Origin of the sequence: Streptomyces sp. NPDC059866 (assembly GCF_042731325.1) — a bacterium.
GTDB classification, from domain to species: Bacteria; Actinomycetota; Actinomycetes; order Streptomycetales; family Streptomycetaceae; genus Streptomyces; species Streptomyces flavusporus.
This window is the reverse complement of record NZ_JBHWJT010000020.1, coordinates 95,488-108,516: the sequence shown is the minus strand read 5'-3', so window position 1 is coordinate 108,516 and position 13,029 is coordinate 95,488. Positions and strand designations below refer to the sequence as shown.

Below are 13,029 nucleotides of genomic sequence, written 5' to 3'. Positions count from 1 at the left end.
TCTCCTCAGGCCGCGGCGGGTACGGCGGGCTTCGGCGGGGCCGGCAGCGCGTTCAGCCGGTGCAGCCAGGCGACGCCGAGCGTGGAGGCGAGCCCGAACAAGGCGCAGCACACCCAGGGCAGCCACTCGGCGCCGCGCTCCCCGGTGTCCATGGCCCAGCCGACGACGGTGTTGCCGAGGGCGGCGGCGATGCCGGAGACGACGTAGAAGATGCCGTAGTAGGTGCCGGTGAGCTCGGGGCGGCCGAAGCCGGGGATCAGTTCCATGACGAACGGCGAGGCGATCATGACGCCGACGTAGAGCAGCAGGGTGCCGAGCAGGACCGGTAGCGCGTCGAGGAGCCCGGCGGAGCTGCTGCCGGCGACGAGTGCCGGAGGGAGGAACGCCAGCCCCATCAGCAGGAGTCCGGCGCTGATCCAACGGGCCCTGCTGCCCCGCTCCTTGAGGGCACGGGTGAGCCGCAGTTGCAGGGTGAGGTTGACGAGTGTGCCGACGAGGAAGACGAGGCCGGCCGCGCCGTCCCAGCCGGTGGCCTGCCGGGCGCCGGACGGCAGCAGCAGGTAGAGCTGGTTCTCCAGGGTGAACATGCCGACCATGGCGAGCGCGAACGCCAGGAACGCCCGGTTGCCGACCACCTCGCGCCAGTCGGCGACGATCCCGCTCCTGCTCGGTTCGACCTCCCGCGCGGGCAGCACCAGCGCCTGGGCGACGGTGAGCGCGGCGAAGACGGCGGCGGCGGTGAGCGCGGACGTGCGGAAGTCGACGAGGAGGAGGAGGCTGCCGAGGAGCGGGCCGATCAGCGCGCCGGTCGTGGCGAACACGTTGAACAGCGCGAACGCCTCGGCCTTGCGCTCCCCCGCCTCCTGCGCGAGGTAGGCCCGCACGGCCGGGTTGAACAGGGCGCCGGCCAGTCCGCTGAGCACGGACGCCGCGAGCAGTACGGCCAGTCCGTCGCCGAGGGCGAACAGCCCGAACCCGACGGTGCGCAGGGCGCAGCCGGCGATGATCACGCCGCGTGCGCCGAGCCGGTCGGAGGCGGAGCCTCCGATGATGAACAGGCCCTGCTGGCTCAGGTTGCGCACACCGAGGACGATGCCGACGACGGCCGCGGACATGCCGAGGTTCTCGGTGAGGTGGGTGGCGAGATAGGGGATGAGGAGGTAGAAGCCGGTGTTGACGCCGAGCTGGTTGACCAGCAGGAGGCGGACGGCGAGCGGGAACTGCCGCATCTCATGCCACGTTTTCATGCGCCACCTCCTCGATGCCGAGCCCCGGCAGGTCACCGGCCCGTACGAACCCGTCGGCGCCGCCGATCCCGGTCCACGGGTCGTGGGCGAGCAGCAGATGCCCGTCGAGGTCGGCCCAGCGGGCGCGGTCGGCGAGGTGGACGGCGGGAGCGAGGCCGAGGGTGCTGGCGGTCAGGCAGCCGAGCATCAGCGCGGTGCCGCTGCCCTCGATGGCCTCGGCGATGCGCAGGGCGGCGTGGACGCCACCGCACTTGGCGAGCTTGACGTTGACGCCGTGCACACGCCCGGCCAGCCGGCGGACGTCCGCGAGGTCCACGGCGTCCTCGTCGGCGATGACGGGCAGCGGGGAGCGCTCGGCGAGGGCCCCCAGCGCCTCGGGGTCGCCGGGGGCGACGGGCTGTTCGACGGCCTCGACACCGAGGTCGGCGAACCGGGGCAGCAGGGCTGCGGCCTGCGCGGCCGTCCAGGCGCCGTTGGGGTCGAGGAGCAGCCGGGCGGCGGGGGCTGCGTCGTGGATCACGCGGACGCGCTCGACGTCGTCCTCGGGGTCGGGGGTGCCGGCCTTGACCTTGATGACCTGGAAGCCGCTCGCAGCCAGACGCCGGGCCTCGGCGGCGGCGTGCAGGGGGTCGGTGATGCCGATGGTGCGGGCGGTGGCGGCCACGGGGGCGGCCGGGGCGCCGAGGAGGCGGTGGACGGGGCTGCCCGCGCGTTTGCCGACGAGGTCGAGGAGCGCGGCGTCGACGGCGGCGGTGACGGCGGGCGGTGTGTCGCTCCCGGCCAACTCACCCGCCCGCAGGGCGTCGAGGGCGCTCTCGGGGTCGGCGAAACGGTGCAGGTCGACCGCCGCGAGGAGCCGTCCCAGGGTGTCGGCATCCAGGCCGTAGTAGACGCTGGTGACGGCCTCCCCATGGCCGCGGAGCCCGTCGTGTTCGACGGTGAGCCACACGGCGTCGCGTGCGGACATGGTGGAGCGGGAGATGCGCAGCGGCTCGGCGAGTTCGAGGCGTACGGTGCGCTGGGTGGCCTTCACTGGATTTCTTCCGGGGAGTCGAGCGGGTCGGTGACACGGGTGCAGCGGACCCAGCCGGTGGCCTCGGCGGCGCGTGGGTGCGGTATCTCCACGGGGCGCCGGGCCGCGTCGGCCGGGTCGATGCCGTGCGCGGTGGTGAAGTCGTCGTCGTAGACCGTGCCGAGGTAGCGGTGCGGGCCGTCGGGGAAGACGGTGGCGACGACCGCCCCCGGGTGCACACGGGCCGCCCAGGCGGAGACGAGCGCGACCGCGCCGGTGCTCCAGCCGCCGGTGACGAAGCTGCCCCGGGCGAGCCGGCGGCAGCTGTCCACGGCCTCGGCCGGGCCGACCCAGTGCACCTCGTCGAAGGCGTCGTAGGCGACGTTGCGGGGGTGGATGCTGCTGCCCAGGCCGCGCATCAGCCGGGGCCTTGCGGGCTGGCCGAAGATCGTGGAGCCGGTGGCGTCGACGCCGATGAGCCGCAGAGCGGGCCAGTGCCGGCGCAGCGGGCCGATGACCCCGGCGCTGTGGCCGCCGGTGCCGACGCTGCACACCAGGACGTCGACGTGGTCGAGCTGGGCGGCGAGTTCGGCCGCCAGGGAGGCGTAGCCGGCGGTGTTGTCCGGGTTGTTGTACTGGTCGGGCCAGTACGCGCCGGGCAGAACGGCGAGCAGTTCACGCAGCCGGTTCAGTCGGGCGGCCTGCCAGCCGCCCTGCGGGGCCGGGCGGTCGACGATCTCCAGCCGGACCCCGTGGGCGCGCAGCAACTGCCGCATGGACGGCTCGAGTTCGCTGTCACCGACCAGGACGACGGGGTGGCCGAGCGCCTGGCCCGCGAAGGCCAGCCCGAGGCCGAGCGTGCCGGAGGTGGACTCCACCACCGGCGCGCCGGGCCGCAGTTCGCCGCGCTCGCGGGCGCCCAGCAGCATCGACACGGCGGCCCGTGCCTTCATTCCGCCCGCCGCGAGCCCTTCGAGCTTGGCCCAGAAACCGGGCTGCGGTCCGGGCAGGTCGGCGGTGATGCGCACCAGAGGCGTACGGCCGAGCAGGGCGAGCAGTTCCCGGCGCGCAGCGGGCCGTACGGCCGTGGTCACGGTCATCGTTCGCTCTCCGGACAGTGGCCGCCGTAGCGGTGGATGACGCCGGGTCCGCCGTCGAGCCAGAAGAAGGGGTACGGCTCCGCGCACACCGCGCTCACCCCCTGGCCGAGGAAACGGGGCAGGACGGCACTGCCGGTCTGGGCGAACACCACCAGTTGCTTGCCGTGCCGCAGCGCGTGCCGGCGCAGCGGCTCGAAGGTGCCGTTGCCGAGCGTCATACCGGAGACGAGCAGGGCGTCGCAGCGGTCCGCGGCGTCGAGCGCGTCCGTGACGACCGGCTCGTCCCACTCGGTGACACCACCCTTGAGGTCGCACGGCACGTAGCCGATGCCGCGCGAACGCAGCGCCTCCAGCAGGGAGTTGACGACACCGACGACGAGCACGGTCGAGCCGGGCGGCACATCGAGCAGCTCGACGACGGCCTGGGCGCGGGCCCGCGACTTCTCCAGCGACGATCCGGCGGGCAGCGGGAACGGGCGTGCCCCGTGGTCCGGAGTGTGCGGGGTGACGTGCATCAGGTACGCGTCGAGGGCGGCCACCCGGACCGGTGTCAGCGGATGGTCGAGGAGCCGGGCGACGTCGGCGCCCACGCAGTCGTCGAGCGCACCGTCGGGCAGGGCGCCGGGTTCGACCGCGCAGGAGCCGACGGCCTCGGCCAGGCGCAGGCTGAGGACCTCGTTGCGGTAGCCGGTGCCGCGCCCGGCGTGCCGTACGGCCTGCCGTGTGGTGAAGGCGACGGAGATCTGCTGGGAGGCGGGGTCCGGGCCGAACTCGCCGGCGCGGACGCGGTCCACCAGATCGAGAAGCGCCGGATACGTCGCCGTGTCGGCGGTCATCGGATCACCAGCCCCGCCCGCAGCCCGGCCAGCAGCGCCTCGACGCGGTCGCGGGCGCCGGGCCCGTCGGCGTCGCCCGCCATGACGTGCCCGAGATACTCGTTGTTGCTGCCGGCCGCCTTGACGGCCTTGCCGGGCTCGGCGAGCTGCACCTCCAGCACACCGGGCGCACCCCGCAGTTCGCTGCCGTCGAGCGCTTCGAGAGTGCCCGCGGTGTGCGGTACGAGGAAGCCGATGGCGGCGCTGCTCAGCCCGGTGTCGGTGCGCCGCAGGTCGGGCACGGTGCCGAGGGCTGCGTCCACGAAGGCGGCGGCGAGGTCGATGCCGGTGACGTGGCGGACGAGTTCGGTGATGCGGTTGCCGGCCGGCCGGGGGTTGACCTCGACGACGCGCGGTCCGGCGGACGTCAGCTTGATCTCGGTGTGCGCGACCACGCCGTCGGTCAGACCGAGCGCCTTCAGGGCGCCCAGCGCGGTCTGTTCGGCGGCCTCGGTGTCGGCGGGCGTCAGGGCCGCCGGGAACATGTGACCGGTCTCGATGAAGGCGGGCGCTCCGCCGATGCTCTTGTCGGTCACGCCGACGACGTGCACCGCTCCGCCGTGGGAAACGGTCTCGACGCTCACCTCGGGCCCGTCCAGCAGCTCTTCGAGCAGCACGACGGGGGCCCGCCGCTGACCGCGCGCATTGACCGGGAAGTCTGCCAACGCCTGGAATGCAGCGGCGAGTTCGGCCTCGTCGTCCACGCGCCGTACGAACATGCCCGCACACAGGTCGACGGGCTTGACGACCAGCGGGTAGCCGATCTCCCGTGCGGCGCTCGCGATGTCGGCCCACTCCTCGTGGACGGCGAAGCGCGGCTGGGGCAGTCCGGCGTCGGCGAGGATGCGGCGGGTGGCGTCCTTGCGGCAGGCGTTCTCGACCGCCTCGGGGCCGGGTCCGGGCAGGCCGAGGTGTCCGGCGATCCGCGCGGCCGTCGACAGGTAGTAGTCGCAGGACGTCAGCACCCCGTCGAAGCCCAGCACCGCGTGCAGCCGCTCGGCCTCGGGCAGCAGTGCCTCGGGGTCGTTGGTGTCGACGGTGATGATGTTCCGGGCGCCCAGCAGCGGATGCGCCGTTCCCTCCGGCGCGGACCGCAGATAGTGGTGCAGGTCACGAGTGAGGAAGGTGAACTCGTGCCCGCCCTCCCGTATCGCACGCGGCAGCAGCCTGCTCATCGAGCCGACCCAGCTCTCGACCACCAACAGATGACCCACAACTCTCCTTTGCGTGGCGCGACGTTCGGACGTCAGAACAGCCCGACGGACCCCTGTTTCGACGGGGCGCCGGTTTTGCGCTGCACACCCTATCGACAATGATTCCCATTGTCATCTGATCATCTAGAGCTTTCCGGAGAGACTCGTGACCCCTCCCCCACGCCGCACCGCCCTGCTGTGCGCCCTCGCGGCCGGCGCCGCGACGCTCCTCCCCACGGCACCGGCACAGGCCTCCACCTCCACCCTCGACTTCGGCACCTGTCCCGACTCCGTACCGGCCCCGCCCGCCCCGGACCACGTCGAGTGCGGCAGCGTGACGGTGCCGCTCGACTGGACCCGTCCCCGAGGGCCGCACGTCGAGATAGCCGTCTCCCGGGTCCCCGCCTCGGGCACACCGTCAGAACGCCGCGGCATCCTGCTGGTGAACCCGGGCGGCCCGGGCGGTTCCGGACTGCCGTACGCGGTGACGAAGCGGGCCAAGCTCCCCGAGCGCGTGCGGCGTTCGTACGACGTCATCGGCTTCGACCCGCGCGGCGTCGGCGCGAGCGCACCCGTCGACTGCGGGCCGATGGGCGGTCTCTTCGACCGTCCGGGCGCGGACCCCGTGCCGGTCGGGCCGAAGGCGGAACGCAACCACCTCGCCTCGCTCCGCGAGCTGGCCGACGACTGCGCGGCGGGCGCGGACGGCACGCTGCCGTACCTGTCGACCGAGCAGACCGCACACGACATGGAGGCGATCCGTTCCGCGCTCGGCGAGCCGTCGACGAGCTTCCTCGGTGTCTCGTACGGCAGTTATCTCGGCGCGGCGTACACCGCCCGGTTCCCGCACCGCGTGGGCCGCATGGTGCTCGACAGCGTGGTCGGACCGTGGGACTGGTACGACTTCGACGTCGTCCAGAGCCGGGCGCTGCTGCGTCAGCGCGACACCTTCTTCGCATGGACGGCCGCCCACACGGACCGCTTCGGTCTCGGGGACCGTGCGGGCGCGGTGCGGGAGGCGTATCTGCGGGTCCGGCAAAGCCTCGCGCGCCGGCCCGTGGAGGGCGTCGGTGCGGCGGAGTTCGACCGCGCCGTGTACCGCGCACTGGGGCGTACCGAACGCTGGGCGGGCCTCGCCGACGCCCTGCGCGCCTACCTGCGGGAGAGCACCGTCGCCGGCCTGCGCCCCGCCTCCGCCTTCGACGGTCCGGCTTCACGCAACTACGAGGCGGCGAACCGCATCGTCAAATGCGCCGACGGCCCCGGCCCCGAACCGGCCCGGATCCTGGCGGACATCCGCCGCACCCGCCGGATCGACACCCAGCCAGTGCTGACCGGGATGGAGGCGTCCACGTGCGCCTACTGGTACCACCGGCCCGCCCACCGCACACCGCTCGGCAGCCCCGACGCACCTGAGGCCCTGCTGGTGGCCTCGGCACACGATCCCGTCACACCGATCGAGGGGGCACACCAGCTCCGGCGGCTCCTGCCCGGCTCACGTCTGGTCACGCTCGAGAACGACTACTCGCACGGCGTGTTCGCCAGCCGGGGCAATGCCTGCGTGGACGACACGGTCGCCGCGTACCTGATCGACGGAACGGTGCCGGCGACGGATGTGCGCTGCACGGGGTCGGGCCTGCCGGCGGCCTGACGCCACACCACAGACCCTACATGAAATCGGTTTTCATCTGCCTGCTGGGGTGAGAACCGTCCGAGCCGGAGCGCCCGCGCCGTCGCCGCGCGGGCGCTTCGCCCTTCTCATATGCGTGAAAGCCAGAGAAGCCAGAGAACAGGAGTTTCCCCCGTGAGCGGGACCGGGCACCGCGAGTACACCGTGCGCCCTGCTGCCCGGGCCGCCGTGGACGGCGCACGGCGCGTCATGCTCGACACCTTCCGCGGGCCCCGCCCACCCGCCGCATCCGCGCCATTCGAGATCCCGATGCCGGTGGGCGGGTGATCAGTGGGATGTCGTGGCTCTCCGGTGCTCAGCCTCCGCTGTCCGGATCGCAGCACCCCTCGCGTCGCATGTGGCGGCTGACCTCCAGCCAGTCCGTGGCCTCGAACGACCGCTGTGGATCGTCACCCCGCGTGGTGGCGGCTCCGAAGGCCTCGACCAGGTCCGCCTGCTCGTGGAGGACGCCGCCGCGGAGGACCGCCACCGTGCGGGTCAGGGTGGCGAAGTCGGTGAACGGGTCGCCGTCCACGACCGTGAGGTCGGCGAGCTTGCCCTCCTCCAGGGTGCCCAGGTCGGCCTCGGCGCCGAAGACCCGCGCGGGCAGCAGGGTGACGGTGCGCAGCGCCTCGGCCGGTGACAGGCCGGCACGGTGCAGTGCGCGCAGGGCCAGGTGCAGGTGCAGCCCGACCGGGACGAGCGGCTGGTCCGTGCCGAGCGCGACCAGTCCGCCGCCCGCGAGGATCCGCCGGTAGACGTTCAGCTCCCTGTCCAGAGTCGCCAGTTGGGCGTCGGTGGGCGGCTGCCCGGCCTGCTGCCGTACGAGCGCCGTGTCCCACGGCGGCATGAGCGCGGTGACGCGCGGGTCGTCCGCGAGCGCGGGGTCGGCGCCGAGCAGCGGCAGTGCCGTGAAGGGGGTGGCGACGAGGTGGAATCCGGCGCGGGTGTAGATCTCCTCGACGTCCTGGTAGGAACGCCCCGTCGCGGAGGTCGCATGCCCGAACTCCAGGCGCTGCGTGGCCTGCAGATGGGTCGTCAGGTCCTGACCCAGCTGCACGCCCGGAGTGCACAGGTGGCTTCCGCTGCGCACCCCGAGCCGGTCGTGCCCGAAGTCGGCGGCCTCCTTCATCACCCAGCCGGGAGCCCGTACATACGTCTTCACGAAATCCCAGTCCAACGCAGCACCGCGCTCCAGCGAGCGGCGCAGGCCCTCGCGGGTGCGGTGGGCGCGGCCCATGCTGTAGGCGACCCGCGCCCCGTCGAGCAGTTCGCCGGTGGTCAGCAGCCTGGGGCCGGCGAGGGCACCGGCTGCGACCGCCTCCCGGATGCGGGCCTGCTCGTAGGCGAACCCGCCCAGCGAGACGGCTGTGGTGATGCCGTACGCGATCTGGAGCGCGGTCTGGCGGCCGCCGTAGGTGGTCTGCCAGGGATGCGTGTGGGCGTCCCACAGGCCCGGGATCACGGTGCGGTCGCTCGCGTCGAGGTGGCGTACCGCCGGGCGGCCGGTGCGGTGCGGGGACACCTCCGCGATACGGCCGTAGCGGACCACGACGTCGATGTCCTCGCGGACCTCCGGCCCGGTGCCGTCCCAGAAGCGGCCCGCGTGCACGACCGTGTCGGCCGGCCGGGGTCTGCGGTAGTCGAGCGGTACGCGGACGGTGCGGGCCCTGCCGGTGGCGATGTCGATCAGACGCAGGGTGCCCGCGGAGAGGTAGAGGAGGGAGCGGCCGTCGGCGGACCAGGACGGGTGGTCGGCGGGTTCGGTGGTGAGCGGGCGGGGCTCGCCCTCGGGAGTGCCGTCGGCGCGGACCGGCAGCAGCCACAGCGCCGACTCGGCGACGACGGCCATCCAGCGACCGTCCGGGGACCAGACGGGGCCGGAGTCGTAACGGTCGGAGAGTGAGGTGTGCGGGGCGAGGGCGTGCAACGCGGCCGTTCCCGTGGTCGTGTCGACGACCCGGATGAGGTTGTAGCCCTCGCGGAAGCGCTGGTTGAGGCGGTTGCGGTCGCACAGCGCCACGTAGCGGCCGTCGGGCGACCAGCTGGGTCGGCCGGGCAGCCCGCCCGCACCGAGCGGCGCGGCGAGGACCCGTTCGCCGCCGTCGGGCAGCTCGCGCACCACCAGGTTGCCGGACATGTCGAGGCAGGCCAGCCGCGTCCCGTCGGGCGAGAGGGCGGGGAAGACACGGCCGCCCTCGGCGAGCGTCGTCTCCTCGCCGGAGCCGAGGTCGCGGCGGCGTACGGCGAACAGTCCGTCGCGGTCGTCGGCGTACACCAGCGCCGTGCCGTCCGGCGTCCACGTCGGCGCCAGCACATAGCGGGTGGAGGGAACTTGGAGGATCTTGCGGGGTGCGCGGCCGCCCGTGGTGTCGGCGGTCCACAGCGCGTTGAGCGCGGCGAAGGCGACGCGGCGGCCGTCCGGTGACAGGGCGGGCAGGTGCAGCGCGCGGACGGGACGGGCGCCGGCGCCGGCGAAGTCGTGGACCTTGCCGCGGTAGCGGGGGCGGTCCACGGGCAGCGTGGCCGTGAACGGGATCCCCTCGCCGTCGTCGGGCGCCTCCGGGTCGACCAGGCGGAACTGGCCGTCGACCGTGAGGAGCAGTCGCTCGCCGTCCGCCCAGCGGGGCGGCGCCGGGAGGACATCGCCCTCTACGGCGACCGGTTTCCCGTCCACCACGAGGGTGCAGGAGGCAGCGGGCGAGGGCGTGGTGCGCAGGTAGGCCAGGCGTCCGGCGGGCGAGACGGCGGGGGTCATGAGCTGGGCGCCGGAGTCGTCGGTGCGCTCGGTGGTGATCGGACCCGAGCCGTCGGCGGCCACCGACGCGACGGTGGCTGCCCGGAGGGTGCCCGTCGGGGTGACGGACGCACGCACGAACAGCACCCGCTCACCGTCTGGCGACCACGTGGGGTCGAAGTCCTCCCAGGCGGCGTCCTGCCCGGGACCCTGCTGGCCGGGGCGCCCGGTGAGCCGGGTCAGCGTGCTGGTGCGTACATCCACGACCCAGATGCGGTACGGGGAGCCGGTCACGGTGTCGCCCCCGCGCTCGGAGGCGAAGGCGATCCGGGTGCCGTCCGGCGACCAGGCCGGACCCCGGTCGTCCCACGGTCCCTCGGTGAGCTGCCGCAGCCCGGTGCCGTCGGGCCGTAGCGTCCAGAGGTGGAAGCCTCCGCCTCGGTAGGCGCACACGACGAGACGGCTGCCGTCGGGCGAGAACTGCGGGCGGGTGGGTTCGAGACCGGGCGGGGTGAGCGCGACGGCAGTGCCTCCGTTGCGCGGGACGGACCAGAGCACGTTCTGGACCTCGGCGACCAACCGGTCACCGGACGGGGCGAGGGTCGCGGAGCCCCCTGTGGCGGCGGTGAGTGAGAGGGGGGTCGTATCGGAGGCGGCGGCCGCGACCGGCGTGCTCACGGCGGCGAGGGCTGTGGCCGTGGCGCCGGCCTGGAGGAATCTGCGGCGGGAGAGCGGGCCGGAGCGGGGGGCGTCTGAGGTGCCTTCGATGTCCAAGGATGCTCCCGGTACAGGAGTTGGCGTGCCGGACAGGAAAGGGGCAACGTACGGGGCGGTGCCCGCTGTGCGGACCCCGCCCCGACGTATCTCGGCCGATCTTCACCCCTCAGCGCTTCTTGTAGGCCGCGGTGACCTCGACCTCCACCAGCCAGCCCTTCACGGCCAGTGAGGCGACCTCCATCGTGGCCCGTGCCGGGCGGGCCTTGTTGGCGAGCAGTGGCGGCTTCGGGGCGGACGTACCCATGGGCACCGGTACGACCTGATGGGTGGTCAGATCCAGGTTGGCGAAATACTGCCGGTACGCACGGTTCCAGCCCGCGTAGTCGGCGGTCTCGGCGCCGGGCGGCTTCGTCAGGTAGCACTTCATCGTGATGACGTCGGCCGGGGTGAGCCCCGCGGCCTCCAGGTTGGTCCTGATGTTGCGCAGCACGACGAGGGCCTGCGCCTCGGTGATCGTGACGCCTTCGGCGCCCTCGGTGAGGGACGGGTCGGTGTAGCGCTCCGGCGTCCCGTCAGGCGCCGAGGGGTTGAGCGCGGTGGGCCCGAGACCGCTGCTCTGGTACAGGGCCACTTCTCCGCCCGTCGCCACGCCGTTCGCGATGGCCGGGTTGGACTGGCCGTCGGGCAGCAGGACGCGCACCTCCTTCGGGCCGGGCCACCAGCCCCGGGCGTCGGCGAGCGCGGTACCGCCCGTGAGGAGCGAGACGGTCAGGGCCGTACCGATGACAGCCTTCGTGCGCCGGTTCATGCGGCCATCACCCTCTCGTGGATGTCGGTCACGACCTTGCGGGCCGAGCTGAAGGCGCCGTGCTGCCAGGCGATCACGTGACTGAGCCAGTCCCCGGCGAAGTACACGTGTCCGGCGGGCCGGTTGAGGAGCTTGTACTCGGGGCCGTTCTGCGAGGGCCAGCCCACCCAGCCGCCCTCGATGTGCGGGGTGCGGTGCCAGGCCACGCTGAAGGAGTTGGCGAGTTCCGTGCGGTACTTCTCGCCGTGGATCTTCACACCGCGGCTCACCGCCCGCGCGAGCCGCTCCTCGTGCGGCAGGGCGCTGTACGCGAGGGCGTTCGCGCCGAAGTTGTAGTAGCCGATGAGGGTGCCGCGGCGGCCGAAGTAGCCGTAGGACGGGTACCAGACGGTGGCCAGGTCCGTGTCGGTGGGCGTGATCCCGCCGTAGATGTGCTCGTCGGTCTCCCACCAGCGGCTGCGGTACTCCAGGCCGATCTTGCCGACGGGTGTCGAGACGGGGTACTTCAGCGCGGCGGTGACGTCCGTGCCGAGGTTGTGCTTGATGCGGGCCATGACCATGGGCGGTACGGCGGCCACGACGAAGTCGGCGTGTCGGGTGCGGGTGCGGCCCTGGGTGTCCTGGTAGGTGACGTCGGCGCCGTCGGCCAGGTTCTTGACCTCCAGCACTTCGGCGCCGTACGTGATCCGGTCCCGCCCGATCGCCTCGGCGAGGGCGTACGGGATGGCGTCCATGCCGCCGACCGGCTGGAACATGAGCATGGCCTGGTCGTAGCCGAGTTCGAAGGAGAAGCGCTGCCCGACGCCGCTCGCGATGACGTCCGACAGCGAGGGCACCGGCCCCAGCACCGTGCCCTCCTCGAAGGCGGCGCCGGGCTCGACGGAGTAGCCGCGCCGGTCGGTGCCGGTGTAGGCGTAGCCGTCCGCCTTGCCCTTGATGGCGCCGAAGTTCTGCAGGAAGGCGATCAGCCGCTCCTTGTCGGCGGCGGTGAGCTGTGCGTCCAGGGCGCCCTGGTCGGTGGCCTTGGCGAGCAGTTCGGAGACGTAGCCGTAGACGTCGGCCTTCGCGGTGCGCCAGCGGATCGGCTGTCCGGCGAGGGCGGGGCTGTTCTCGTGGTAGATGTACGCGTTGGCGTTCTGGTTGGTGAACACCTCGACGGGGACGCCGAGTTCACGGCAGTACTCGAGCGTGACGTGCGACTGGGGCAGCCGGGCGGGCCCGGCGTTCATGTACTGGCCCTTGGAGAACGACGCGGTCTGTTTCCGGCCGTCCAGGTCGGTCAGGGTCGTGCCGCCGCGCACGGTCCAGTTGCGGCCGCCGGGCCTGTCCTTCGCCTCCAGGATCCGGCAGTCGTAGCCGGCCTTGCCGAGTTCGTACGCGGTGGCCAGGCCGGCGATGCCGCCGCCGAGCACCAGGACCTTCTTCGCGCTCCGACCGCTGAGCGCAAAATCGCTCTTGCTGGGCGCCCGGTACTCCGCGGCCCGTACGTCCGGCACCGGCGCGAGGCCCAGCGCGCCCATCGCCGAATAGAGCACTCCCGCGCCGCCCGCGATCCCGACGGAACGCAGGAAGTCGCGCCGAGACGCCGTGGATCTCTCCGCAGCCATCCACTCCTCCTCACCCGCGCCCGCGATGCGGACGCGGCGTCCGATCAACCCGGTCACGTGGGGG

Annotated in this window: 10 protein-coding genes; 2 read left to right on the top strand and 8 right to left on the bottom strand. The window is 73.0% G+C overall.

All coding sequences use genetic code 11. From position 1 onward, the window contains the following. Positions 1-5 precede the first annotated feature (5 nt). The 5 genes from ACFV7R_RS29330 to ACFV7R_RS29310 are packed head-to-tail and all read right to left on the bottom strand — an operon-like array spanning position 6 to position 5,448. On the bottom strand, positions 6-1,247 hold the full coding sequence (locus ACFV7R_RS29330) for an MFS transporter (protein ID WP_385268726.1): 1,242 nt from the start codon (positions 1,245-1,247) through the stop codon (positions 6-8). Continuing rightward, positions 1,231-2,280 (bottom strand): enolase C-terminal domain-like protein, encoded by a 1,050-nt coding sequence (locus tag ACFV7R_RS29325; RefSeq protein WP_385268724.1) that lies wholly within the window; start codon positions 2,278-2,280, stop codon positions 1,231-1,233. Before ACFV7R_RS29325 ends, ACFV7R_RS29330 begins: the two co-directional genes overlap by 17 nt. Then, positions 2,277-3,359 (bottom strand): PLP-dependent cysteine synthase family protein, encoded by a 1,083-nt coding sequence (locus tag ACFV7R_RS29320; RefSeq protein WP_385268722.1) that lies wholly within the window; start codon positions 3,357-3,359, stop codon positions 2,277-2,279. The genes ACFV7R_RS29325 and ACFV7R_RS29320 overlap by 4 nt, the downstream gene beginning before the upstream one ends. After that, positions 3,356-4,195 (bottom strand): Rossmann-like domain-containing protein, encoded by an 840-nt coding sequence (locus tag ACFV7R_RS29315; protein ID WP_385268720.1) that lies wholly within the window; start codon positions 4,193-4,195, stop codon positions 3,356-3,358. Before ACFV7R_RS29315 ends, ACFV7R_RS29320 begins: the two co-directional genes overlap by 4 nt. After that, positions 4,192-5,448 carry an ATP-grasp domain-containing protein gene (locus ACFV7R_RS29310; protein ID WP_385268718.1) on the bottom strand — a complete coding sequence of 419 codons (1,257 nt, stop codon included), beginning with the start codon at positions 5,446-5,448 and terminating at the stop codon, positions 4,192-4,194. The genes ACFV7R_RS29315 and ACFV7R_RS29310 overlap by 4 nt, the downstream gene beginning before the upstream one ends. A 145-nt stretch (positions 5,449-5,593) precedes the next feature. On the opposite strand from ACFV7R_RS29310, the gene ACFV7R_RS29305 reads away from it, so the two are divergent. Next, a complete protein-coding gene (locus ACFV7R_RS29305; protein ID WP_385268716.1) occupies positions 5,594-7,078 on the top strand; it encodes an alpha/beta hydrolase in 1,485 nt (494 codons plus the stop codon). 153 nt (positions 7,079-7,231) lie between these two features. After that, positions 7,232-7,384 (top strand): hypothetical protein, encoded by a 153-nt coding sequence (locus ACFV7R_RS29300; protein WP_385268714.1) that lies wholly within the window; start codon positions 7,232-7,234, stop codon positions 7,382-7,384. A 28-nt stretch (positions 7,385-7,412) separates the two neighbouring features. On the opposite strand, the gene ACFV7R_RS29295 is transcribed toward ACFV7R_RS29300, so the two are convergent. The 3 genes from ACFV7R_RS29295 to ACFV7R_RS29285 all read right to left on the bottom strand — a co-directional run bounded on the left by ACFV7R_RS29295 (position 7,413) and on the right by ACFV7R_RS29285 (position 12,965). Then, entirely contained in the window at positions 7,413-10,607 is a 3,195-nt protein-coding gene (locus tag ACFV7R_RS29295) for an amidohydrolase family protein (RefSeq protein ID WP_385268712.1), read from the bottom strand. 109 nt (positions 10,608-10,716) lie between these two features. After that, positions 10,717-11,358 carry a Rid family hydrolase gene (locus tag ACFV7R_RS29290; RefSeq protein WP_385268710.1) on the bottom strand — a complete coding sequence of 214 codons (642 nt, stop codon included), beginning with the start codon at positions 11,356-11,358 and terminating at the stop codon, positions 10,717-10,719. Then, complete coding sequence (locus tag ACFV7R_RS29285) at positions 11,355-12,965, bottom strand: flavin monoamine oxidase family protein (protein WP_385268708.1); 1,611 nt, start codon at positions 12,963-12,965, stop codon at positions 11,355-11,357. The genes ACFV7R_RS29290 and ACFV7R_RS29285 overlap by 4 nt, the downstream gene beginning before the upstream one ends. Positions 12,966-13,029 lie beyond the last annotated feature (64 nt).

Coding starts and splice junctions, on each gene's coding strand:
- ACFV7R_RS29330 (WP_385268726.1), bottom strand. CDS start 1,247: ATGAAAACGTGGCATGAGATGCGGCAGTTCCCGCTCGCCGTCCGCCTC.
- ACFV7R_RS29320 (WP_385268722.1), bottom strand. CDS start 3,359: ATGACCGTGACCACGGCCGTACGGCCCGCTGCGCGCCGGGAACTGCTC.
- ACFV7R_RS29315 (WP_385268720.1), bottom strand. CDS start 4,195: ATGACCGCCGACACGGCGACGTATCCGGCGCTTCTCGATCTGGTGGAC.
- ACFV7R_RS29290 (WP_385268710.1), bottom strand. CDS start 11,358: ATGAACCGGCGCACGAAGGCTGTCATCGGTACGGCCCTGACCGTCTCG.
- ACFV7R_RS29285 (WP_385268708.1), bottom strand. CDS start 12,965: ATGGCTGCGGAGAGATCCACGGCGTCTCGGCGCGACTTCCTGCGTTCC.